The sequence below is a fragment of the Streptomyces sp. NPDC097107 genome (assembly GCF_044762405.1).
In the GTDB taxonomy this organism is placed as follows: domain Bacteria; phylum Actinomycetota; class Actinomycetes; order Streptomycetales; family Streptomycetaceae; genus Streptomyces; species Streptomyces thinghirensis.
This window is the reverse complement of record NZ_JBIWEF010000005.1, coordinates 447,729-469,472: the sequence shown is the minus strand read 5'-3', so window position 1 is coordinate 469,472 and position 21,744 is coordinate 447,729. Positions and strand designations below refer to the sequence as shown.

The window sequence follows — 21,744 nt, the reverse complement described above, 5'->3', positions numbered from 1 at the left end:
CTACGTCTGGCTGGACGCCGTGGCTGGTCCAGGTGCGGTGGGGTTGGCGGCGTCGGGATCGAGCTGCCAGTACGTGTCGGGCCTGAGGTCGTTGCGGAGGGTGGCCTTCTCCCGGTAGCGGCGCATCCGCTCCAGGTCGACCTCGACGGTCCCCACGCCCTCGCCGGGGCCGAGGACGAGCATCCGCTCGTCGCCGTCCTCGAAGTCGAAGCGCTCCGACTCCAGGAAGAGCGGGTCGGCGAGGATCTGGCTGCGGCCCATGTAGCCGAAGCCGGCGTAGAGGTTGTTGCCGATGCCGGAGGCGAAGGCGAGCACGAACTCCCCGTCGACGGCCCGGACCGGCAGCCGCATGTCGACGACGTAGGTGAACATGTCCGGTACCAGTGCGGAGCAGACGACGAGGTCCACCCCGCGCCGCAGGTACTCGTGGGACACCTCGGGGAAGTTCACGTCGTAGCCCTGCATCAGGGCGATCCGGCCGATGTCGAGGTCGAAGACCGGGTAGGCGCTGCCGCCGGCCAGGTAGCGGCTCTCCAGTTCGTGGCGGTGGACGCGGCGGTAGGTGCCACGCAGCTCGCCGGTGCGGTCGACGAGCACCGAGGTGCTGAAGTACGCGGTGGCGCCGTCCAGGGTGCCGCGCTCCAGGAGCCCGGCGACGAGGTGGACGCCGAGCTCGGCGGCGAGGGCGCAGAGCTGGTCGGTGGCGTCGCCGGGGATGGCGACGGCGACGTCGGCGACCTCCAGGATGTTGCCGGAGGTGAGGAACGCCTCCGGCAAGCACACCAGGTCCGAGCCCTCGGCCGCGGCCTGCCGCACCAGGCGTTCGGCGCGCCGCAGGTTGGCCGGCTCGCGGCCGAGCTTGGACTCCATCTGGACGACGGCGATCGTGGTGGGCCGGCCCATCACATGCTCACCTGGGTGACGGGCCGGTTGGAGATGACGAGCCCCAGGTCCTCCTCGACGACATGCCAGTCGTCGAGCCCGGCCTCGTGCACCAGTTCGCGGGCCTGGTCCGGGGAGTAGGCGGCCTTGAGCGAGCGCATGAACTGTTCGCCGCCCTCCTTGACGAACTGGAGGATGAACGTGATGTGCCCCTCCTCGGCCAGCCGGTTGACGTCCTCGATGAGGATCGTGCCGTCCGGCTTGCAGATCCGGGCGGCCTCCCGGAGCGTCTCCACCGGCCGCCGCCAGCGGTGCAGCGAGGAGAAGGAGTAGACGATGTCGGCGGAATCGTCGGGGAACGGCAGCCGGCTCAGCTTGGCCTGCTCGAACTCGACGTCGCCGGCCATGTTCGCCCAGACGCCGAGCGTCAGGTTGTCCTCGGCGACGTCGACGAGGTTCGCGAACTCCTCGACGCCGGAGACGGCGACATCGGGCAGCCGGCCCGAGACGTGCAGGGAGAGCAGGCCGGTGTTGAACCCGAGGTCGACGAAGTCGGTCATCCCCTCGCGGTAAGCGGCCAGGATTCGCTCGGTGGGCCGCTTGTACGCCATCAGCGCGGAGCGGCGCATGCCGAGGTCGTAGGCGCGGACGGCCTCGATGTCGCCGTGCGGGCGGTCCAGCGGGACCCGTACGGAGAGGTCGAGCAGCGGTGCCTCAGTGGTCATGGCAGCCTCCCTGGCCCTGCTCTCCGCCGCCCACGACCTCGAGCGGCAGCGCGCGCTGCGGTGAGATGAATCCGGTGATGTCGGCCCCCAGGTGCTGCGGGTAGCGGCGGAACTCCGGCGAGTAGAACGTCTTGGAGATGTTGTCCAGGTAGTACCAGCCCTTGGGTCCGGTCACCTCGATGCCGTGCTCGTTGACGGTGACGAGCTCCTTCTCCACGAGCCCGGCGATCTCGTCGGCGAACATCTCCGTGAAGTCCACGCCGTGCAGCCGCCTGAAGCGCTCCCGGTCGAGCCGGCCGGCCTTGATGCCGAGCACCATCGACCGGCGGATCGCCTCGTCCTTGGGGATGTGCCGGCCCATCGAGATGGGCAGCCTCCCCTCGCGGACGGTCGCGACGTACTTGCCCAGGTCGGGCTCGTTGAAGTACCAGTGGTCGCGCAGGTGGCCGGTGGCGGTGGGGCCGAGCGGGATGATGGGGACGTCGTCGCTCCAGGACGTCTCGCCGTACTTCGGCTGGAAGCCGGGCTTGGCGAAGCAGTCCCCGTAGTAGCCGAGGAAGCCGTTCTGCGTGAGCTTCTCCGCGGCGAAGAAGAACATCTCGTCGACCAGCTCGCGGCCCGGGACCGGCGGCAGCTTTCGCCGCTTGGTGGAGACCTGCGCGAACTCCATGTACGTGTAGAACGACACGCAGGTCACGCCGAGTTCGATGGCCGTCTCCAGGCTGTGCTCCCAGCCGTCCATCGTCTGGCCGTTGATGCCGTGCATGAGGTCGATGTTGATGTTCTCGAAGCCGGCCTTCTGCAGCAGCCGGATGCTGTTCTTCAGCATCTCGGGGTCGCTGGGCCGGCCGATGTTCCTCAGCTCCTCCTCGACGAAGGTCTGCACCCCGAGGCTGATCCGGCGGACCCCGCGGTCCAGGAGCACCTTCGCCTTGCGCTCGGTGATGTCGATCGGCGTGGTCTCGATGGAGAAGTCCGCGTCGGGCGCGAAGTCCAGGCTGTCGTGCAGGTGCCCGAGCAGGTCGTCGAGCTGCTGCGCGGTCAGCGAGGTGGGCGTGCCGCCGCCGATGTACCCGAGGGTGATCACGTGGTCCTGGACGTACGGCCGGGAGGCGTAGTTGGTGATCTCCGCCTTGAGCGCGTCGAGGTAGGCCAGCGTCAGGTCGCGCTCGGTCTGGAACTTGATGTAGGGGCAGCTGAAGCAGAGCCGGTTGCAGAACGGGATGTGCATGTACACCCCCATCTGCTTGCGGGTGAACACCTCGTCCTCGGTGACCGCGACGTGCTTGGTGGGGTACTGCCGGACCCACTCGTTGTCCCGCTCGGGGTATTCCTTCCAGAACGGCATGCTGGTCGTGGTGATGCTCATGGGCTGGTCTCCGATCCGGTGTGTCGGGAGAGGGTGCGGACGACGTCCGCGAGGGTCGCCTGGTGGTAGGAGGCGGCGCGCAGGGCGATGCCGGCGGCGTGCGCGAGGCCGACGAGCTCGCCCAGCGCCCGGGGGTGCTCGCCGGCCGTCAGCTCGACGTCCGCGCCGGCCGGGGTGGGGCTGACGGCCCGGACGCCGGTGTGGCGGTCGGGCAGGGCGGCGGCCCACTCCTGGAGGGGCCCGGGCTGGTCGTCGGGATGGGTCTCGAGGACGAGCCGGGGATTCCCGGCCGTGCGAGCGATGTCGGCGAGGGTGGTCGCCGCGGTCCGCCGCCCGGCGTGCAGGACGACGACGGAGTCGGCGAGCGCGTCGAGTTCGTGCCGGTGGTGGCTGGCGAAGAGCACCCCGACGCCGTCCTTCTTCAGGTCGGCCAACAGCCGCAGCAGGGCCTGCTGGGCGCCGGGGTCGAGGCCCGCGGTGGGCTCGTCGAGGATCAGCAGGTCGGGGCGGTGCGCGACCGCGGTGATCAGGTGCAGCTTGCGCTGGCTACCGCCGGACAGGGTACGGACGTCGTGCCCCGCGTACTCCTCCAGCTCGGCCAAGGCCAGGAGTTCGGGCAGCCTGCCGGGGGCGGCCCGGCGCAGGCGCAGCTGGTAGCGGACGTACTCCTCGACCGTCACACCGTCGGGGAGCTCCTTCGCCTGCTGGACGTAGCCGATGTGGTGGCTGACCCGGCCCCAGCGGCGGGCGTCGGTGCCGCACACGGTCACCGTCCCGGCGCGGGGCTTGAGCAGGCCCGCGACGAGCCGGATGACGGTCGTCTTCCCGGCGCCGTTCGAGCCGATCACCGCGACGCCCTCGCCTGCCGCGACCTCGAAGGAGATGTCCCGCAGGGCGAACTCGGGGCTGACGCGGTAGTCCAGGCCGGTGACCTGAAGGACGGCGGGCGCGCGCCCGCTCGGCTCAGCCACGGCCGATCCTCCGCCGGAACGCGTACGCCGCCACGGCGACGGCCGCCACCGCGTACCCGGCGGCGAGCGCGACGGCCTCGCCGGAGGCGGCCGGGCCCTGCCCGGTCGCGGCCCGGAACAGCTCCACGTTCACCGAGAGCGGCAGCCGCTCCATGACGTCGCCGACCCAGCCCAGGTTGCCCAGCGGGAAGAAGACGCCGGCGAAGTACATCAGCGGGATGACGATGATGTTGACCACCGCGGGGAACGAGATCTCCGTCGAGAAGGTGGCCACCAAGACCCCGAGCCCGGCGAACGCCAGGCAGCCGGTGACGAAGGCCAGGGCCGCGAGCGGCACCGACTTCACGGCGGCGTCGAACACGGCGATGCCGAGCACGAGGACCGCCGCGAACTGCAGCAGGCACTTGAAGAGCACACCGGCGAACCGGGCCACCAGGAAGCCGGAGTAGGAGAGCGGCGAGAGGATCAGGTCCTCGATGGTGCGCCGGTTGCGGTCCACGATGATCGTGTAGCCGACGGTGTAGGTGCAGCTGAACATGACGCCCGCGGCGAGGATGCCGGGGAACACGAAGTCGAAGAAGGTGGCCGCGCCCGGGGCGGGGCTCGCCATCTCGTCCGTGGCCGCGCCGAACGCGAGCACCATCGACACCGAAGTCAGGAAGGTCGAGACGGAGTACAGCTTGTTGTCGAAGAACTGCCGCAGGTCGAGCGCGACCAGGCGGAGCACATCGGCCACCCACTCCGCGAACCGGAACCGGCGTCCGCCGGGCGAGGGCGGGGCGGACGCCGGCGAGCCGTCGCGCCGGTAGGCCGGGGCGGTCATCGGCCCTCCCACACGTAGGAGGTGCGCCAGGTCGCGGCGGCGTCCGCGCGGAACGGCAGCCCGTCGCTGGTCTTGCGGCGCCGGCGGGGGTGGATCGTGGCGAGCGCGACGCCCTCCCGGGTCCGGGCGGGGATCTCCGCGAGCACGTCGGCGTCGTCCTCCGCGCCGCCCGGGACGAGGCCGTCGACGATGCAGCTGCGGCCGAGGTACGCCATGCCGACGAACCGGTTCTCGCCGGAGCCGCTGGCGAGCACCAGGGCGGTCTGGTTGTCGGCGGCGCGGGCCCGCGCCAGGGTCCGGACGTGGTGGGAGAACTCGGTGAACAGGTTCGCCACGCACACGACGACGTCGGTCTCCTGAGCCAGGAACCGCCGGCTCGCCTCGGGGAAGCGCAGGTCGTAGCTGACCTGGAGGCCGATCCGGCCGAGCGGGGTGTCGACGGCGTCCAGTGGTTCGCCGGGCGCCAGGTAGTCCCGCTCCCCCTCCCACAGCGCGGCCCGCCGGTAGAGGCCGAGGACGTCGCCGCCCGGGCCGACGAGCACGGCGGCGTCGAAGAGGTCCCGGCCCTCGGCGAGCAGCACCCCGGCCGCGATGTGCATCCCGTGGTTCCGCGCCCGGTCGGCGAGGAACTCCACGATGGGTCCGTCGAGGGGGGTGGCGTCCTTGCGGATCGACGGGAAGTTCAGCCCGGTGGCGAACGTCGCCGGCAGGCAGGCGAGATCGGCCCCCCGGTCGGCCGCCTCGGCGAGCAGCTCCGCCGCCCGGGCCTGGTTCTCCTCGCGCCGGCCGGCGTCGGTCCGCAGCTGGAGCGCGGCCAGGGTAAGGCCTTGTCCACGGAACAGGCTCACCGTGCGGCCACCTCCGCCCGGACGTCGTGGTCGGCGGCGACCAGGGCCGGCAGGAAGGCGTCGATCACGTCCCGGGTGACGTGCCGGGTGACGACGACCCGGACGGCGTCGTCGAACCGGGTCGAGGTCGACACGATCCAGTCCCTGGTCCCGAGGAGCCGCGACACCTCGGCGGCGTTCGGCACTCGGGCGACCACGATGTTCAGCTCGGGCTGGACGATCAGCCCGTACCCGGCCGCGGCGAGCCGGTCGACGAGGTAGCGGGTGTTCTCGTAGTTCGCCCGGGTGATCTCGACGAACCCCTCCCGGCCGAGGTGTCGCAGTACGGCGTAGGTGGCCGCGGCGGCGCTGCCCGGGCGGGTACCGAGGAAGGTGGTGTGGGCGGGGGTGCCGTGGAAGAAGGAGTCGGCCTGGTGGACCTCCTCGTCGCGGAAGAGGACCGCCCCCGCGGGCACGGTGGCGAGCCCGTACTTGTGCGGGTCGATCGTGACCGAGCGGACGCCGTCCACGCCCAGGTCGAACCGCGGCAGCGGCAGGCCGATGTCGCGGGCGAAGGGGATGACGAACCCGCCGGTCGCCGCGTCGACGTGCAGCCACACGCCGTGCGGTTCCACGACGGCGGCGATCTCGTCGACCTTGTCGACGACGCCGAGTTCGCTGCTCCCGGCGGTGGCGACGACCGCGATCGTGTCCGCGGTCAGCGCCTTCTCCACCGACACGGGCGCGAGTCGCAGGCCGTCGTCGACGGGGACCCGGACGGGGGTGATGCCCAGCGCCGCGAAGATCTTGTCGAAGGAGAAGTGCACGGTGCTGCCCACGACGACCTCGGGGTGCTCGGTCAGCCGGCCGGCGGTCGCGGCGTCCCGGCGGGCGGCGAGCACGGCGAGCAGGTTGGCCTCGGTGCCGCCGGAGACGAGGCTGCCGGCGCCCTGCGGGCGGCCGAGCAGGCCGAGCAGCAGCGCCACCGCGGCGCGCTCGATCCGCTTGGTGCCGCGGAAGATCCGCACGTCGCCGAGGTTGGTGTGCGCGGCGGCGTGGGCGGCCTCGACGGCGACCGGGTGCGGGGCGGTGCAGATGGAGTTGAGCACCCGGGGCCAGGGCACGTCCTCGGCGAGGGCCGCGGCGATCTCGTCGCGCACCGCGGCGGCGGGGAGCCCGGTGGGGCGCATCTCAGCCCCCCGTCCCGTCGGCGGACACCGCGGCCGGGCCGCCGGTGAGGCTCGCGTACAGCTCGGGGCGCCGGGCCCACAGGCCGAACCAGAGGGTCTCCTGGAAGCGCAGGTCCGGCTTGCGCAGGTGCCGGATGTGGTCCGGGTCCCAGGCGGCGCTGACGACGGCCTCCCGGGTGCCGGCCCAGGCGAGGAAGCCGTCGGGCACGGCGATGCCCGAGCCGCCCGCCGAGGGGGCGCCGAGTCCGGCGGCCAGGGCGACGCCCACGGTGTCGAGGGTGGCGACGCCCCAGACGGCGGCGTGCTGGCTGTCGGTGGTGCCGCCGCTGGTCGAGGAGGCCACGAGCAGCAACTCGGCGCCGGCCAGGCACTGGATGCGGGGCGGCTCGACCAGCCAGAAGTCGGGTCCGAGCAGCACCCCGACCCGCCCGTGCTCGGTGTCCACGACGGGGAAGTCGTCGCCGGTGGCCGTGCGGCCCCGCGCGTCCAACGCCCGCCGGACGGTGAGCCGGATCCCGCCCTCGGGGTCGAGCAGGTACGCGACCTGCTCGACGCCGGAGCCGTCGGGGTTCTCCTCCGCCCAGGAGCCGGTGAGGACGTGGGCGTCGTTGCGGCGGGCGATCCGGGCCAGGTACGTCAGCGCCTCCTCCCGCAGCGCGGTGGGCAGCGGGCCCGCGTCCGGCAGGGCGAGGGTGTTCTCGGGGAGCACCAGGAAGTCGGCCCGCGGGGTGACGCCGGCGTCGAGGAGCGCGGTCAGCGCGTCCAGGGTGGCGCGGGCGTCGGCGCGGTGGCGGTACTGGGCGACGAAGACCTGGCTCATGCGCGCGCCTCCTGCGGGTTCGTCGTGGGCGCGGCCGTCCCGCCACCGGACTCGGCCAGGCTGGTGCGCAGCTCCGCCGCGAGGTCCCGGCTCATGCCGACGTACGGGCCGAGCAGCGGGGTGTAGGCCTCCGGGCGGCGCAGCGACCGCCAGTGCCCGCCGTCGCCGTGCGGCTCGGGCGGTTCGAGGGCTGCGTGCAGGATCTGCGGCCGCGCGCTGCCGGCCTGGGCCGTCACCCCCTCGGGGGTCACCACGAGACTGGTGCCGGCGAAGTGGATCTGCACCACCCGGTCGCCGCGCATGCCCTCGACGAGCCCGACGGAGCTGGCGTACACGACGTTGACGTGGTTGAGGTACGCCGTCGTGCGCAGCGCGTTGACCATCAGCGCCTGGTTCTGGCGCAGGGTGCCGCCCGGGACGAAGACGGTGTGCACCCCGGCGAGCGCCATGACGCGGATTGACTCCGGCACCCAGAAGTCGGAGCAGACGGCGAGGCCGATCCGCCCGAAGTCGGTCTCGACGACGCCGAGCGCGTCGGCGGGGCGGCAGACGACCATCTCGTTGCCGAAGACGTGGGCCTTGGCGGCCCGGCCGGTGATCGAGCCGTTCCGGTCCAGGAACAGCGAGGTGTTGCTGTACTTGCCGTCGTCGAGCTCCTCGACGACCGAGCCGAGCACGATGTTGGTGCGGGTGCTCTGGGCCAGCTTCTGGAAGGTCTCCACGACCGGCCCGGGGATCCGGGTGTCGGTGCGGCCCTTCAGGTGCTGCTGGCCCGGCATGTACCAGGGCGGGCCGAGGAAGAACTCGGGGAAGCAGATGACGTCGGGGTCACCGCTCCCGGTGGCCTCCTCGACGGCGAGCTGGGCGTTCCTCAGCCCGTCGGCCGGGTCGTCGGCCCAGCGCGTCTGCACGACCGCTACCTTCATCAGCTGCTCCTCGTACGGGTGTCGCCTTCGGCCGGATCCCGCTCGGGTCCGGTGGTGCGCTCGGGTGCGTGGGCGGGCGGCCGGAGTTCGACCGCCGGGCCGAACCGCTCGCCGACCAGCCGCCGGAGGGCCCCCAGGTGCCGTTCGCCCCGCGCGCCCAGGTCGCACGCGACCAGCAGCCGTCCGTCCTCGGCCCGGGCGGTGACGCGCCCGCGGGGGTGGGGGGACGTGAACAGGAGTTCCTCGACGTCCACCTGGGTGACGGGTCCCGCCGCGGAGAGGACGGTGTCGGCGACCCGGCCCAGCGGGACGGCGAGCGGCCGGGTGGAGCCGCAGGCACAGGGGGCGGCGGGCAGTTCGACCAGTTCCCCGGTCGTCTCCTCCGGCGCGAACCCGCCGGGCCGCAGCGGCTCCAGGACGAGCTCGCCACGGGTGCCGCCGGCGCCGAGCCGGCCCGGCGCCGGATCGCGCAGCCGCGCCCGGAACCGGTCGGCGGCCAGGTGGAGGCCGCCGTGGCGGCAGGGCGCGGCCGCGGCGGGCCGGGAGGGCGTGCCGAAGAGGCCGGTCGCCGTGGCACCCCAGGCGGCGGCGATCCGGCGCAGCCGCTCGGGGGCGGCCGGCCGGGTCGCGACCAGGGTGGTGACGCTCGACACGGCGGGGCGGCGGCCCGCCGCCTCGTCGAGCGCGGCGAGTTCGGCGGCCAGCTGCGGCGGGCCCACCAGGACCGTCACCCGGTACCGGTGGACCAGGTCGAGCAGCCGCGGCACCGGGCAGATCGTGTTGCTGGTCCCGACGCTGACGATCGCGGCGCCGAGCAGTTCCACGGCCCGCTCAACGGCCGCGCCCGCCAGGGACAGCTCGTAGGGGGCGGCGACGACCACCACGTCGTCGGGGGTGACGACGTCGGCGAGCGCCGCGGCGGTGTCGATCTGGTGCTCCGTCCACTCCAGGCGCGGGGCGCGGACCGGGTAGGTGGTCCCGTCGGGGCCCTCCCACTCGGCGTAGCGCACCGGCGCGGCGGACCCGGGGCCGGCACCGGGGGGCGAGCCGTTCTGCAGGACGCGCAGCCATTGGTCGAAGTAGGCCTCGAAACGGTCGGTGGCGGAGGTCATGCGCCCGCCCCCGTCCCGGCCTGCGCCCAGCCGTAGTCGCCGGATCCGCCCAGGCCGTCGCGGAGCAGCGGCCTGCGGTCGGGGTCGGTCTCGGTGTGCAGCACCTCGCCGAGGACGAGCAGGTGGTCGTTCATCCGGTAGCTCGCCGCCGTCCGGCACTCGACGAACCCGAAGGCGCCCTCGATGCGGGGGCAGCCCTCGGCGGTGGCCGCCCAGGCCACGTCGTCGAAGCGGAGGTCGGGCCGGGTGCGGGCGAAGACCCGGGCGAGATCGGCCTGTTCGTCGCTGAGGATGTTGACGAGGAAGTGCGCGCGGGGGGCGATCCCTGTCCAGCTGGAGCTGGTCGCCTTCACCAGGAACGCGACGAGACCCGGGTCCTGGGAGACGGCGGTGAGCGAGGCGACGGTCAGGCCGCGCGGCACCGCCGGTCCCTCGGCGGTGTCCCCCGCGCAGCCGGTCACGACGGCGACCGAGTGCGGCAGCACGTCCGTCGCCGGGAGGGCCGCGTCCGCCCCTGCCGCGGGGGCGGCCCGGCGCGGGCCCGCGCCGGGGGCGGCGTCCCGGACGGTGGCCGCGGTGGGACCGGCCAGGGTCCGCCGCAGGTAGCGGGCGGTCGTCGACGCCTCGCAGTCGAGCAGGTCCTGCGGGGTCCCGCAGTGCACGACCTCACCGCCGGCCCGCCCGGCCCCGGGGCCGACGTCGACGACCCAGTCGGCGACGGCCACGACGCGCAGGTTGTGCTCGATGGCGACGACGGTGTTGCCGGAGGAGACGAGCCGGTCGAAGAGGGCGAGCAGGTGTCGGGTGTCGGCCGGGTGCAGCCCCCGGGTCGGCTCGTCGAAGACGAACAGGGTGCCGCCGCGCCGCGACTTGTTCAGCTCGCCGGCGAGGTTGAGGCGCTGGGCCTCGCCGCCGGACAGGGTGGTGGTGGAGGAGCCGAGCGGCAGGTAGCCGAGGCCGAACTCGTCGAGGACCCGGAGCGCCTTGACCACCTTGGTGTAGCCGAGCCGCGCGAACCACGGCAGGGCGTCCTCGACGGTCGTCGACAGGACGTCGTGGATGTTCCGGCCGTCGAGCCGCACCTCCAGGACGTGCCCCTGGAACCGCCGCCCGTCGCACTCCGCGCACACCACGTGCTCGCTGCGGAAGAGCGTGGTGTCGACCTCCGCGAGCCCCAGGCCCTTGCATGCCTCGCAGCGGCCGCCGGCCACGTTGGTGCTGAACTCGGTGCGGCCGAGGTTCCGTTCGATCGCGTCGGGGCTGCCCGCGAAGGCGTCCCGGATGTGGTCGCCGATACCGATGTAGGTCGCCAGGGTGGAGCGGCTGGACCGGCCGATGGGGCGCTTCTCGACGTAGGTCACGTCGTCGAGGTGCTTGATCCCCTCGATGTCGCCGGCCGCCCCGTGGTCCCGCAGCGCCGCCCTGACCTTCTCGTGCAGGGCGGCGACCAGCGAGCTCTTGCCCGCCCCGGACACCCCGGTGACGCAGGTCAGACCGCGCAGCGGCAACCGTACGGCCTGCTCCTCGACGTTGTTGCGGGACAGGGAGCGCACCTCCAGCCACTCGCCGTCGCCACCACGGGCCGCCTCGCGGGCGGTCGGCGGGGAGTGCAGGGCCTTCGCCGTCGGGGAGTCGGGGTGCTCGAGGAGCTCGGCGACCGGGCCCTCGAAGACGACCTCGCCGCCGCGGGAGCCGGCGCCGGGGCCGAGCTCGACGACCCAGTCCGCGGCGGCGATCACGGACTCGTCGTGCTCGATGGCGATGACGGTGTTGCCCAGGTCCCGCAGCCGGCGCAGCGAGGCGAGGATGTCGTCGGTCTCGGCCTCGTGCAGGCCGGCGGTGGGCTCGTCCAGGACGTAGCAGACGCCGGTGAGGTCGCTCGCCAGGTGCTGGGCGAGCAGCAGCCGCTGCAGCTCGCCGCCGGAGAGGGTGACGACGGTCCGGCGCAGCTGGAGGTGGCCGAGGCCGACCTGCGCGATGTCGTCGCACCGCTTGACGATCTCCCGGGCCAGCTCGCGGACCCGGCCCGGCAGCCGGCCCCCGGCGAGCGCGTCCCGCAACCGCTCGACGGACGCGGTGAGCTCGTCGCGCTGGAACTCCGGGAAGGTCCGCCCGTCGACGGTGGCGCGCAGCGACTCCGGCCGCAGTCGGCCGCCGTCGCAGACCGGGCAGGCGTCCCTGACCAGGTAGTGGGTGAACGCCTCGCGCCGGGCGGGGCTGCTGGCGTTGCGGTAGGCGCGCTCCAGGAAGCCGAGGATGCCCTCGAAGCGGAAGTCGTTGGTGACCTTGGACAGCTTGACGGAGTAGACGGTGTCGCTGCCGTGCAGGACCCGCTCCCGCTGCTCGTCGGTGAGCCGGGAGAACGGCCGGTCGAGCGGGATGCCGGTGTCCTCGGCCATGGCCTCGAACACCTTGCGGCAGTTGGGGACGGCGAAGGTGCCCGGGTCGGCGCCGTCCCAGATCTGCCGCAGCGTCCGCGACGGGTCGGGGACGACCCGGTCGAGCGAGAAGCCGACCAGCTCGCCGACGCCGTCGCAGTGCAGGCACCTGCCCTCGCTGCGGTTCGGGCTGAAGTGCTGCGCGGTGTGCGGTTCGGCGTAGACGCCGCAGTCGGGGCAGAGCAGGTCGGCGCCGGTCGGGCCGAAGCAGGCCGGGCACACCGGGCGCGAGCCGGCGCCGAACAGCATGCGGTAGAGCCCGTCGATCCCGGTCAGGGTGCCGACGGTCGAGCGCGGGTTGCTGTAGCCGCCGTCGCGCTGGCGCAGGGCCACGGGAGGCTGGATGCCGGAGATGCGGTCGAACTGGTAGTCGCCGTCGCCGAGGTCGAGGGACTTCGCGGAGAGCGCGCCGAGGTAGATCGACTTGGCGTGCTCGAACAGCGTGTCGATGATCAGAGAGGACTTCCCCGATCCGGAGACCCCGGCCGCGACGACGAACCTGCCCTTGGGCAGGGCCACGTCGACGGACTTGAGGTTGTGGGTGGTGACGCCCTCCAGGACGATGCTGTCGTGGCGCACGGGGCGGTCGTCGGTCACGGGTGCTCCAACAGGTCGGCCAGGGTGCGGGCGGCGGTCTCGCAGCCCGGGAGGTCGGCGAAGGTGTTCCACAGCGCCGTGCGGACCCGGGCGGGGTCGCCGCGGTTCCACGCCTCGTACAGCTCCTGCCGCATGCCGAAGCGGTCGACGACCAGGTCGCCGGCGAGCCGGAACATCCGTGACTTGTCCTCGACGGAGGTGTCCCGGCCGCCCATGTAGCTGTCGAGCGCGGCGCGGATCTCGGGTGCGCCCAGGTCGCCCTCGGTGGGCTGCATGATCAGTCCGGAGGCGCCGATCTGCCGGACGATCGCCGAGGCCCGCTCGGAGAACAGGCCGGCGATCGCGTCGAGCGGCGCGGTCGGCCCCGGCGCGAGCAGGCCGCTCTTGGTACGGGTGGCGTCCCGGCCGATCGACCGGAGCGAGAGCTCGACCACCGAGACGTAGGAGGCCAGTTCGCCCAGGAGCGAGCCCACCTCGCGGAACCTCTCCACACCGATCGACTTCGCGAGCAGCGAGGCCGTGCCGAGGAGCACCCGCAGCCGGTGGTGGAGGCGGATCTGGCCGGTGTACAGGGACCAGCGGTTGAGCGCGTGGAAGCCCTTGACCGCGGTGGCGGCGTCGTCGAGCAGGAAGATCCGGTCGCGGGGGACGAACACGTCGTCGAAGACGAGCATGGCGTCCTGCTCGTCGAACCGGGAGCCCAGGGTGTGGGGCTGCCCGTGGTACGAGCGGCGGCACAGGATCCGCAGCCCCGGGCTGTCGAGCCGGGCGCCGAACCAGCACACGTACGCCGGGTCCTCGCGCAGGTAGTTGGCGGGCGAGAGGTAGACGAGGACGTCGTGCGCGTACGGGGCGAGGGTGGCGATCTGCTTGGCCCCGCGCACGACGATGCCGCTGTCGTCGCGGTGCACGACCCGCAGGCCGAGTTCGGGCCGCTGGGTGGGGGTGACCGAGCGGTCGACCTGCGGGTCGCCGAGGCCGTGGGTGAGCACCAGATCGTTCTCGCGGCAGTGCCGGTAGTACCGCTCGGCGTTCTCCGCGAACACCGGGTCGACCTCGGCGAGGGCGTGCCGGAAGTCGTACAGGCCGACCACGACGTTGGCCATGAAGTCCGGCACCCGGCTGATCTGACCGTGTGAACCCTCCGCCCAGTGCCGGGAGTTGAGCCACTTGCGGTCCAGGTCCTCGGGGGTCTCCGGCGCCAGGTAGGAGAGGCTGACCGCGTTCCCGCCGGGCTCGGGCCGGTAGGTCATCTCGTGCGTCAGCTCGGGGGAGCGCTGGCGGTCGTAGAGGCCGGCGAGGGTGCGCAGCATCGGCCGGAGGTCGGGGTGGTCGGTGACGTCGACCCGCTCGCCCTCGACCCAAACCTCGCGGTCGTCGGCCAGCCCGGCGACGAACGAGGCGCCGTCGTGGGCCCCCCGGGCCGGCCGGCCCGGGCCGCCCCAGGGAGCGGCGGGCGCGGCGGTCTCGAATTCTGGTGTCGGCATTCCCGGCCTTCCTACGGCGTGCGCTCGGGGGCGCCCGAGGCGAACGGCTGGTAGCCCTGCTCCTGGACCTCGGGGAAGAACTCCCGGGTCGCCTCGCCGACGACGCGCATCAGCTCGGCGTCGACGGAGGCGGGGTCGGTGATCAGGGCGGTGAGCGGCGAACCGTCGACGAGGCTGGTGAGCTTGACGCCCCGGGCCCGGTGCACCGCGTGCAGCGACTGCTGGGCGTTGGCGGCGTCCCGCATCTTGTAGACGGCCGCAGGACCGTCCGAGACTCCGATCATCGACTTGGTGCCGCCGCTGCCCAGGCAGTTGCGCGGCATGTGCAGGTGCTCGTGGCGCCACTCCTGGTAGCTGTGGTGCAGCCGGAACGCGTGGTGCAGCAGCTGGTGCCGCAGCCAGGAGGCGGGGTCGGCGTGCCGGTCGGCGTCGATGGCTTCGGTGGCGGCCTCCAGGGTGCCGTCGGCGCCCAGCCACCGGGCAAGGTCGTTCCAGAAGTGCTTGAACAGGTCGCGGAACATGTGCTGCTTGATGGCGAGCGAGTGGGTGCCGCTGGCCGGGCCCAGGTTCTCCCGGAAGCCGTGGTACTCGCCGGTGGCGAGCAGCTCCGCCATCACCCGCTGGGCGTCGACCATCGGGCCGAGGACGGAGGTGCAGACCGCCAGGTGCGCGGTCGCGCGGCTCAGTTCGCCCGCGCGCAGGGCCCGGACCGCGAGCTCCAGGTGGTCGTTGGACTCAGCGGTCAGGATCTCCGGGATCTGGTGCAGGGCCACGAACTCGCCGTGCAGGGTGCCCGGGTCGAGCTCGGTGGCGGCGACCGCGTCCGCAAGCAGTCCCGTGCACAGGACGTCGTTCAGGTCGCCGTCGAGCGGCAGCGGCACGCCCGACAGGTCGCTCTCCCACTTGGTGGCGTCGTGGCTGCTGAGCCGGATGCCGTGCAGCAGCCGGTACAGCTCGTCGTCGATGCCCTTGGTCGCGATCGTGGCCCGCACGGTCTGCGGGTCGCTGACGAGGAGCGAGCAGCGGACCTCGTCGTCGAAGGCGCGCAGCTCGTCGGCGTAGGCCTCGCAGCCGGCCGTCCCGGCGATGTCCACCAGCCGCACGCCGGGACGGGCGGTGCTGCCGGAGAGGCTCTGCACCTCCTGGCAGGCCTTGCCCAGACCCCGCAGGAGCCGGTGGAAGCCGGCGGTCCACTGCACGAAGCGGGCGGCGGTGGCGGTGTCCCCGGCCTCGATTGCCTCCCTGGCCCGGCCGGTGAGCCGGGCCAGGTTGAGCAGGCTCACCTCGGCGGCCTGCAGCACCGCGCGGACGGTGGACGGGTAGGAGCCCGGCGGGACGGGGTACTTCTCCCGCGCCGCCTGGACCAGGTCGATCCGGTGGAGGTGGTCGTAGCTGGGCGCGATCGCGCCGAGCGCATTGCGGGGCAGCCCGGTCTCGGGGCAGCCGACCGGTGCCGCGGTGCCCGTCCCGAGGGCGGTCACCGGGCACGCGCGAGTCTCCTGCGTGGTCATCGCGGTCACTCCTCGGTCGGGAGGCGCAGGTACTGGATGGAGTTGCTGGGACACGACTCGTAGGCGTCGAGGACCCGGTCGAGCTCGTCGGCGTCCTCGGGCTGCTTGTGGACGACGTGCATCTCCGTGTCCGGGTCGCTGTCGAAGTTGTCGGGGGCGAGGTCGCGGCAGAGCTGGCAGTCGATGCAGGTGTCGTCGATGTGGAAGCGGCCCTCGAGCGGCAGCCGGCTGGGGAGCGGGGCCTCGGTCATGTCGTCCGCTCCTGCGGGGCGCGCAGGAAGGTGCGCATGGTCGGTTTGGCGGAGGTGCGCAGCGCGTGCTCGAAGGCGGGTACGTCGAGAACCCCGAACCGGGTGCCGGCCCCGAACCGCCGCCGCGCCCCCTCGGCGATCGCGTCACGGACCCGGTCGTCGGCGGCGCTGTCGGGCGGCAGCGCGACGTGCAGCGCGGTGTCCTCGACGTCGAAGGCGAAGTAGTAGGGCGGGCGGGTGAGGGCGCCGAGCACGACGTCCTCGATCTCCAGCTGGGAGGCGGATCCGTGGCCGACGGCGATCCGGTCCCCCAGCCGGCCGCGGTGGCGCAGCCGGCGCAGCGGGGAGCCGCAGGGGCACGGCTCGGCCTCGATCAGGCAGGTGTCCCCGGTGCGGTAGCGGACGAGGGGCATGGCGCGCGACGCGAGCGTGGTGACGGCGAGTTCGCCGCTGGAGCCGTCGGGGAGCGGCTCCCCGGTGGCGGGATCGACGATCTCGAACCAGGTCCTGGTCTCGACGAGGTGGAGGTCCTGCCGGGCGCAGAACATAGCGAGCGTGTTGGTCTCGGTCATCCCGAACATCGAGTGGACCGCGGCGTCCCACTGCCGGGCGAGCAGTGCCTTCTTGGCCGGCGAAGCGCCCTCCCCGGCGGTGAGGACGTGCCGGACGCGCAGGTCGCGGGCGGGGTCGAGGCCGCCGCGCCGGGCGGTCTCGCCGAGCAGCAGGGCGCGGGTTCCGGAGCAGATCAGCGCGGTCGCGCCGGAGCGGGCGAGGGCGCCGACCATGCGCTCCGGGGGGCAGTCGGGCGACGCCGCCCCGAGCGGCACGATCGTGCAGCCGAGCAGTTCGAGCGCCCGGTCGAGGTCCTGGCCGACGCCCGCCAGTTCGTAGGGGACGGCGACGGCGACGACGTCGTCCGGGCCGAGCACGGCGGACAGCAGCCGGGCGACGGTCAGGTTGTTCTCGACCCAGTCCTCGGCGGAGAAGAAGGCCGCGATCGAGCTGCCGTCGCCCGTCCCGGAGCTCTCGTCGAACCGGGTCACGTCCCGCAGCGGGACGGCGAGCAGCCCGAGCGGGTAGGCGGCCGCGAGGTCGCCGCGGGTGGTGAAGGGCACGGCGCGCAGGGCACCGGGGTCGGTGGCCAGGGCCTCGACCAGGGAGGCGGGGATCCGGTCGGCGTAGAAGGGCGAGTTGCGGTGGGCGTGGGCGACGGTCCGGGTGAGGGCGTACGCCGCCCAGGCGTCGAGGCCGGTGCGGTCCAGGGCGGCGACCCGGGCGACCCGGCGGGCGAGGCCGCGGCGGGCGGTGAGCGCCTCGTGGAGGCGGTCGGTGCGGGTCGCCGGGCGGTCAACGGACGTCGTCGTCACGGGGTACCCGCCAGCTTCTCCATCACGTCGCGTTCGGCCGGGCCGAGTTCGGCCAGGACGCCGGCGACGTCGTCGGCGGCCTTGCGTAGGACGGCGGGGTCGGTCTCGTCGGCCAGGAGTTCGGCGATCCTGGTCCAGCGGGCGGACAGCCCGCGGTAGGTGGCGGCGGCCTCCCGCCAGGACGCCTCGCCGGTCAGTCCCGCCGCCTCGTCGAGGAAGTCCGCCCACAGGGTGCGGAAGAAGCCGCCGCCGGTACCGCCGTCCTCGATGCTGTGAGAGAGAAAGCTGAACGCGGCGGCCGGGTCGTCGAGGGTGTCGCACCAGCCGCGCACGGCTTTGGAGGCCTTCTCGAAGCCCTTGTACCCCATGTTGGTGATCGGCGGTTCGAGGAAGGCCCGGGCGGTCTCGGTCACCGCCTCCCGGCAGGCGTCGGGCAGACGGGCCGGGTCATACCCGGAGCGGCCGAGGCGGAACGCGAGGCTGCGGGAGCTCATCGGCCCCTTGGCCGCCCTGGCCCGGGCGACGCTCTCCAGGCTCGTGGTCCGGACACCGAGGCCCTGCGTCTCGACGACGGTGTACGTCCCGTCCTCGTGGCCGACGCACGCCAGGTAGTGGGCAGCGAAGTGGTAGCTGTCCTCGGCGTAGTCGAGGTGGAAGCGGTCGAGCTTGAGGCCGACGACCTCGCCGGCGTCCAGGTCGGCGAGGAGCTCCCGCTCGGCCTTGGCCTGCGAGGTGGTCTCGCTCTCCCGCAGCTCGACGCCGAGCGCGCGGGTGGCGTTGCGCATCAGGTGGTCGGGCTTGACCCGCCCGCCGAGGAACGGGGCCGGCATCTGCTTGGAGTGCCAGTAGAGGAACGACAGGCCGCGGCCGAGGCCGAAGACCATGGGTTCGCTGACGTCGATGCCGCGCGGGCGCAGCATGTTGACCAGGGTGCTCGACTCGCAGTGCTCACCGGACAGCCAGTTCGTCATCGGACCTCCTCCGCCCGCCCGTTGCCGCCGGCCGGCTTCTTCTTCCCCGCGTCGTGGACGACCTCCAGGACCGAGCGCGCGGTGTTGTTGCGCAGGTGGCCGTAGGTGTGGCCGACCTCGTCGGCCTCGGTGTAGGCGATGGCCTCGACGTGGGCGAGGTCGCGTTCGAGGCGGTCGAGGACCTCGCGGACGTCGTCGGCGGCGGGCACCTCCAGGGCGACGTGCGACATGAGCCGCCGGCGCTCGTCGGCCGGCCGGGCGGTCCAGTCGCCGTAGTGCCGGCAGGTGAAGGTCTCGATGACCCGGCCGTCGTTCAGGGTGACCGACAGCCACCAGCCCGGCGTCCCGTACTGGCGGGGGGAGATGTACGACGGGCCCATCTCGACCGCCGCGAGCCCGCCCCCGCGCCGCAGGTGCTCCAGGTGGGCGTGCCAGGCGAACACCTGGTCGTCGGTGGTGTAGTCGCCGAGGTAGACGCCGATGTGGTTGACGCCGGTGAACCGGGCGGTGACGTCCGCGGGCGCCTCGCCGCACCAGGTGCGCAGGTAGCCGGGGACGTCGACGCGGGTCCAGGCGGCGGACTCGGCGAGCAACTCGTCCCAGACTGCGGGGAAGTCGCAGAGCCTGGGGAACGTGCCCGCCGCGGAGCGGTGGGCCAGGGGGTGGCCGGTGACTGTGGTCATGACAGCTTCTCCTTCTCTTTGCGTCCCGCGATCACCAGTCCCATCTGCACCGCCGTCACGCTGTCGGCGCGGATGCCGGCGTCCCGGAGCAGATCGGCCGCCTCGGGGACCGTGTACGCGGACCGGACCGAGGTCAGGAACCCGGGCCGCATGTCGACGGCGATGTTGGCCTTCATGAACTGGATCGTTGTGCGGTCCATGTCCCGGCGCAGGTCCGAGACGCAGAACGCGCCGCCGGGGCGCACCACTCGGTGGATCTCGCGCAGGGCCCGCACCGGGTCGGCCCACTCGTGCAGGGAGGCGGAGCTGAAGGCGTGGTCGAACGACGCGTCCGGGAAGGGGAGTTCCAGGATGTCCGCCGCGGTGTAGGCGGTGCAGGGGCCCACCCCGTAGGCTTCGGCGTTGGTCCGGGCCCGGTCGAGCATGGCCGGGGAAATGTCGACGCCAGTCAGGGAGCGTTCGCCGGAGGTCTGGTCGAGCCACTCCAGGCCCAGGTAGCCGGGTCCGCAGCCGGCCTCCAGGACCGGGCCGGAGCGGATGCCGGCGGCCAGGACGCTGTCGACCTTCTCCTGCAGCCAGCCGCGGTCGCGGATGTGCCGCTGCATCTCGTCGTACTTGCCGGCCAGTTCGGGCCCCTGGAGGCCGTCCTCGGTCTCGTGGACCCGGTTAGTGCCGCGGATGCGCGCCACGGGCACCCCCTTCCGTGTCGTCGCCGGCCCCGTCCACGACCCGGCGCAGGCCGACGGGCAGGCCGCGGAGCATCGAGCTGCCCATGTAGGGGTCGCGGCGCTCGCCGTCGGTGAGCAGGTTGACCGAGGACCGGGTGGCCCGGCCGACGTCCTCCTCGCCCGGGTACCACCAGCCGGCGTCCGCGACGACCACGTCGGGGGCGACCGTGTCGGAGACCACGGCCCGCATCACCACTCCGGGCCGGCCCGAGCCCCGGTGGATTTCCACCCGGTCCCCGTCGGCGATCTCCAGGCGGAGCGCGGCCCGCGGGTGGAGCGTGACGCGCGGTTCGCGGTAGCGGCGGCCGGTGGTGGGGAGCTGCCGGAACTCGGTGTTGAAGAACTGGAGGTTGTGCGCGCTGGTCATCACGTACGGCATGGCATCGGTAGTGACGGGCGGCGGGCGGAACGCCGGCAGGGGGTCGTACCCCATCGCCGCGAGGCCCCGGTGGGCCAGTTCGACCCGGCCCGAGCGGGTGCGGAAGCCGTTCTCGGCGTACTTGCGGTAGCGGCGGGCGTTGGGGATGTGGCCGACCTCCTTGAACTCCTTCCAGGTCAGGCCGATGCCGCTCAGCTTGGCGTCGAGGGCGTCCTCGACGCTCGGGGCGAAGTGGCGCCCGACGCCGAGCCGCCCGGCCAACTCGATGATCATCTCCTCGTCGGACCGGGCGTCCCCGACGGACGTCACCCGCTGCCGGGCCGCGAGGTAGGCGTTGAACTCCACGATCTGGTCCCGCTCCAGCCAGGAGGAGGCCGGGAGCACGACGTCGGCGAGGCGGGCCGACGGCGTCATGAACATGTCCGCGACGGCGTAGAAGTCCAGCTTCTCCAGAGCCTGCCGGGTCGCGGGCGCGTTCTCGTGCGAGACGAGCGGGTTTGACCCGAAGACCAGGAGCGAGCTGACCCGGTAGGGGCGCTCGTGCAGGATCGCCTCCTGGAGGTCGGCCGGGGCGACCCAGCCAGTCATGGAGAGCACCTTGTACGCGGCGCCGCCGATCCGCTTGGCCGCCTGCTCCGCAGGGAGCAGGTCGGTGCGGGGGAAGCCGCGTCGGCCCTCTATCGGCATCGGCTCCCACACGAGGTCCCCGCCGGGCGCGTCGAGGTTCCCGGTCACGGCGGTGAGCAGGGCGATCGCCCGGTGGGTGTCGAAGGCGTTGTCGGACTGCGAGAGCCCGGTCCCGGCCTCGACGCAGGCGCGGGCGGCAGTCGCGTACATCCGGGCGGCGGCCACGACGTCCTCGGCCGGGACGCCGGTGATCGCGGCGACCGTCGCCGGGCCCCAGTCGCGGACGTGCGCCCGGAGCTCCTCGAAGCCGGAGGTGTGCCGTTCGACGAACCCGGCGTCGTACCAGCCCTGTCCGAGCACCACGTTGAGCAGGCCGAGCGCGAGCGCCGCGTCGGTGCCCGGCCGCGGCTGGAGGTGCAGCTCGGCGCGGCGGGCGGTGCGGGTGCGCCGGGGGTCGATCACCACCAGGCGGGTGCCGCGCTCCAGGGCGCGCATCAGGCCGACGCCGATCACCCCGTCGGAGTGGGTGTTGAGTTTGTTGCTGCCCCAGAGCACGGCCACCTCCGGGTCCCCCGCGTAGTCGCAGAAGGTGAAGCCGCCGTAGGTGAGGATCGAGGCCATGACTCGCGGGTAGAAGCAGACGTGGGCAGGCCCGACCACATTCGGCGTGCCGAGCGCGTTGGCGAGCCGGAAGACCCACTCCTGGTAGTTGCGGTCGGTGCCCTGGGCGAGGACCACGGACTCCGGGCCGTGGGCGTCCGCGCCCTCGCGCAGCCGCCGGGCCACCAGGTCGAGCGCCTCGTCCCAGCCGGCCGCCCGGAAGGAGCCGCTGCCGCGCGGCCCGGTGCGGATCAGCGGGGTGCGCAGCCGGTCGGGGCTGGTGACGAGGTCCAGGGAGGCCTTGCCCTTGACGCAGAAGTAGCCCTCGCTGGTGGGGTTTCCGGGGTCGCCGGCGATCGCCGTGGGCACCCCGTCGGTCAGCTCGACGAGCGCGCCGCAGCCGCCGTGGCACATCCGGCACACCGTCCGCACCGTGGTGGCGTGTCCCCCGCCCATCGCG

Annotated in this window: 19 protein-coding genes; all 19 read right to left on the bottom strand. The window is 73.2% G+C overall.

What is annotated here, in order from left to right; all coding sequences use genetic code 11:
- The 19 genes from ACIQ1J_RS14850 to ACIQ1J_RS14760 are packed head-to-tail and all read right to left on the bottom strand — an operon-like array spanning position 1 to position 21,740.
- Positions 1 to 903, bottom strand: a complete 903-nt coding sequence (locus ACIQ1J_RS14850) for a carbon-nitrogen hydrolase family protein (protein WP_403557092.1) — start codon at positions 901 to 903, stop codon at positions 1 to 3.
- Positions 903 to 1,607 (bottom strand): class I SAM-dependent methyltransferase, encoded by a 705-nt coding sequence (locus ACIQ1J_RS14845; RefSeq protein WP_403557091.1) that lies wholly within the window; start codon positions 1,605 to 1,607, stop codon positions 903 to 905. The genes ACIQ1J_RS14850 and ACIQ1J_RS14845 overlap by 1 nt, the downstream gene beginning before the upstream one ends.
- A complete protein-coding gene (locus ACIQ1J_RS14840) occupies positions 1,597 to 2,976 on the bottom strand; it encodes a coproporphyrinogen-III oxidase family protein (RefSeq protein ID WP_403557090.1) in 1,380 nt (459 codons plus the stop codon). The genes ACIQ1J_RS14845 and ACIQ1J_RS14840 overlap by 11 nt, the downstream gene beginning before the upstream one ends.
- A complete protein-coding gene (locus tag ACIQ1J_RS14835; RefSeq protein ID WP_403557089.1) occupies positions 2,973 to 3,947 on the bottom strand; it encodes an ABC transporter ATP-binding protein in 975 nt (324 codons plus the stop codon). Before ACIQ1J_RS14835 ends, ACIQ1J_RS14840 begins: the two co-directional genes overlap by 4 nt.
- The gene (locus ACIQ1J_RS14830) at positions 3,940 to 4,770 is read right to left on the bottom strand and encodes an ABC transporter permease (RefSeq protein WP_403557088.1); all 831 of its coding nucleotides are present in this window, start codon (positions 4,768 to 4,770) and stop codon (positions 3,940 to 3,942) included. The genes ACIQ1J_RS14835 and ACIQ1J_RS14830 overlap by 8 nt, the downstream gene beginning before the upstream one ends.
- Positions 4,767 to 5,618 (bottom strand): carbon-nitrogen hydrolase family protein, encoded by an 852-nt coding sequence (locus ACIQ1J_RS14825; protein ID WP_403557087.1) that lies wholly within the window; start codon positions 5,616 to 5,618, stop codon positions 4,767 to 4,769. Before ACIQ1J_RS14825 ends, ACIQ1J_RS14830 begins: the two co-directional genes overlap by 4 nt.
- Positions 5,615 to 6,787 (bottom strand): tyrosine decarboxylase MfnA, encoded by a 1,173-nt coding sequence (mfnA, locus tag ACIQ1J_RS14820; RefSeq protein WP_403557086.1) that lies wholly within the window; start codon positions 6,785 to 6,787, stop codon positions 5,615 to 5,617. The genes ACIQ1J_RS14825 and mfnA overlap by 4 nt, the downstream gene beginning before the upstream one ends.
- A 1-nt stretch (position 6,788) precedes the next feature.
- Positions 6,789 to 7,607 (bottom strand): carbon-nitrogen hydrolase family protein, encoded by an 819-nt coding sequence (locus tag ACIQ1J_RS14815; RefSeq protein ID WP_403557085.1) that lies wholly within the window; start codon positions 7,605 to 7,607, stop codon positions 6,789 to 6,791.
- Positions 7,604 to 8,533 (bottom strand): carbon-nitrogen hydrolase family protein, encoded by a 930-nt coding sequence (locus ACIQ1J_RS14810; RefSeq protein WP_403557084.1) that lies wholly within the window; start codon positions 8,531 to 8,533, stop codon positions 7,604 to 7,606. The genes ACIQ1J_RS14815 and ACIQ1J_RS14810 overlap by 4 nt, the downstream gene beginning before the upstream one ends.
- Positions 8,533 to 9,645 carry an AMP-binding protein gene (locus ACIQ1J_RS14805; RefSeq protein WP_403557083.1) on the bottom strand — a complete coding sequence of 371 codons (1,113 nt, stop codon included), beginning with the start codon at positions 9,643 to 9,645 and terminating at the stop codon, positions 8,533 to 8,535. Before ACIQ1J_RS14805 ends, ACIQ1J_RS14810 begins: the two co-directional genes overlap by 1 nt.
- A complete protein-coding gene (locus tag ACIQ1J_RS14800) occupies positions 9,642 to 12,680 on the bottom strand; it encodes a flavin reductase (protein ID WP_403557082.1) in 3,039 nt (1,012 codons plus the stop codon). The genes ACIQ1J_RS14805 and ACIQ1J_RS14800 overlap by 4 nt, the downstream gene beginning before the upstream one ends.
- Positions 12,677 to 14,167: a 4-hydroxyphenylacetate 3-hydroxylase N-terminal domain-containing protein gene (locus tag ACIQ1J_RS14795; protein WP_403557081.1), complete on the bottom strand. Its 1,491-nt coding sequence runs from the start codon at positions 14,165 to 14,167 to the stop codon at positions 12,677 to 12,679. The genes ACIQ1J_RS14800 and ACIQ1J_RS14795 overlap by 4 nt, the downstream gene beginning before the upstream one ends.
- 11 nt (positions 14,168 to 14,178) lie before the next feature.
- Positions 14,179 to 15,678 (bottom strand): hypothetical protein, encoded by a 1,500-nt coding sequence (locus ACIQ1J_RS14790; RefSeq protein WP_403557080.1) that lies wholly within the window; start codon positions 15,676 to 15,678, stop codon positions 14,179 to 14,181.
- 5 nt (positions 15,679 to 15,683) lie between these two features.
- A complete protein-coding gene (locus ACIQ1J_RS14785; RefSeq protein WP_403557079.1) occupies positions 15,684 to 15,929 on the bottom strand; it encodes a ferredoxin in 246 nt (81 codons plus the stop codon).
- Entirely contained in the window at positions 15,926 to 17,296 is a 1,371-nt protein-coding gene (locus ACIQ1J_RS14780; RefSeq protein WP_403557078.1) for a phenylacetate--CoA ligase family protein, read from the bottom strand. The genes ACIQ1J_RS14785 and ACIQ1J_RS14780 overlap by 4 nt, the downstream gene beginning before the upstream one ends.
- Positions 17,293 to 18,267, bottom strand: a complete 975-nt coding sequence (locus ACIQ1J_RS14775) for a BtrH N-terminal domain-containing protein (RefSeq protein WP_403557077.1) — start codon at positions 18,265 to 18,267, stop codon at positions 17,293 to 17,295. Before ACIQ1J_RS14775 ends, ACIQ1J_RS14780 begins: the two co-directional genes overlap by 4 nt.
- Positions 18,264 to 18,950, bottom strand: a complete 687-nt coding sequence (locus ACIQ1J_RS14770) for a hypothetical protein (RefSeq protein WP_403557076.1) — start codon at positions 18,948 to 18,950, stop codon at positions 18,264 to 18,266. Before ACIQ1J_RS14770 ends, ACIQ1J_RS14775 begins: the two co-directional genes overlap by 4 nt.
- Complete coding sequence (locus ACIQ1J_RS14765) at positions 18,947 to 19,639, bottom strand: class I SAM-dependent methyltransferase (RefSeq protein WP_403557075.1); 693 nt, start codon at positions 19,637 to 19,639, stop codon at positions 18,947 to 18,949. Before ACIQ1J_RS14765 ends, ACIQ1J_RS14770 begins: the two co-directional genes overlap by 4 nt.
- Positions 19,617 to 21,740, bottom strand: a complete 2,124-nt coding sequence (locus tag ACIQ1J_RS14760) for a molybdopterin-dependent oxidoreductase (RefSeq protein WP_403557074.1) — start codon at positions 21,738 to 21,740, stop codon at positions 19,617 to 19,619. Before ACIQ1J_RS14760 ends, ACIQ1J_RS14765 begins: the two co-directional genes overlap by 23 nt.
- Positions 21,741 to 21,744: the final 4 nt, after the last annotated feature.

What these genes read in the sequence shown, in the direction of transcription:
- ACIQ1J_RS14850 (WP_403557092.1), bottom strand. Translation starts at nt 903, where the DNA reads ATGGGCCGGCCCACCACGATCGCCGTCGTCCAGATGGAGTCCAAGCTC.
- ACIQ1J_RS14845 (WP_403557091.1), bottom strand. Translation starts at nt 1,607, where the DNA reads ATGACCACTGAGGCACCGCTGCTCGACCTCTCCGTACGGGTCCCGCTG.
- ACIQ1J_RS14840 (WP_403557090.1), bottom strand. Translation starts at nt 2,976, where the DNA reads ATGAGCATCACCACGACCAGCATGCCGTTCTGGAAGGAATACCCCGAG.
- ACIQ1J_RS14830 (WP_403557088.1), bottom strand. Translation starts at nt 4,770, where the DNA reads ATGACCGCCCCGGCCTACCGGCGCGACGGCTCGCCGGCGTCCGCCCCG.
- mfnA (WP_403557086.1), bottom strand. Translation starts at nt 6,787, where the DNA reads ATGCGCCCCACCGGGCTCCCCGCCGCCGCGGTGCGCGACGAGATCGCC.
- ACIQ1J_RS14815 (WP_403557085.1), bottom strand. Translation starts at nt 7,607, where the DNA reads ATGAGCCAGGTCTTCGTCGCCCAGTACCGCCACCGCGCCGACGCCCGC.
- ACIQ1J_RS14810 (WP_403557084.1), bottom strand. Translation starts at nt 8,533, where the DNA reads ATGAAGGTAGCGGTCGTGCAGACGCGCTGGGCCGACGACCCGGCCGAC.
- ACIQ1J_RS14805 (WP_403557083.1), bottom strand. Translation starts at nt 9,645, where the DNA reads ATGACCTCCGCCACCGACCGTTTCGAGGCCTACTTCGACCAATGGCTG.
- ACIQ1J_RS14795 (WP_403557081.1), bottom strand. Translation starts at nt 14,167, where the DNA reads ATGCCGACACCAGAATTCGAGACCGCCGCGCCCGCCGCTCCCTGGGGC.
- ACIQ1J_RS14790 (WP_403557080.1), bottom strand. Translation starts at nt 15,678, where the DNA reads ATGACCACGCAGGAGACTCGCGCGTGCCCGGTGACCGCCCTCGGGACG.
- ACIQ1J_RS14785 (WP_403557079.1), bottom strand. Translation starts at nt 15,929, where the DNA reads ATGACCGAGGCCCCGCTCCCCAGCCGGCTGCCGCTCGAGGGCCGCTTC.
- ACIQ1J_RS14775 (WP_403557077.1), bottom strand. Translation starts at nt 18,267, where the DNA reads ATGACGAACTGGCTGTCCGGTGAGCACTGCGAGTCGAGCACCCTGGTC.
- ACIQ1J_RS14770 (WP_403557076.1), bottom strand. Translation starts at nt 18,950, where the DNA reads ATGACCACAGTCACCGGCCACCCCCTGGCCCACCGCTCCGCGGCGGGC.
- ACIQ1J_RS14760 (WP_403557074.1), bottom strand. Translation starts at nt 21,740, where the DNA reads ATGGGCGGGGGACACGCCACCACGGTGCGGACGGTGTGCCGGATGTGC.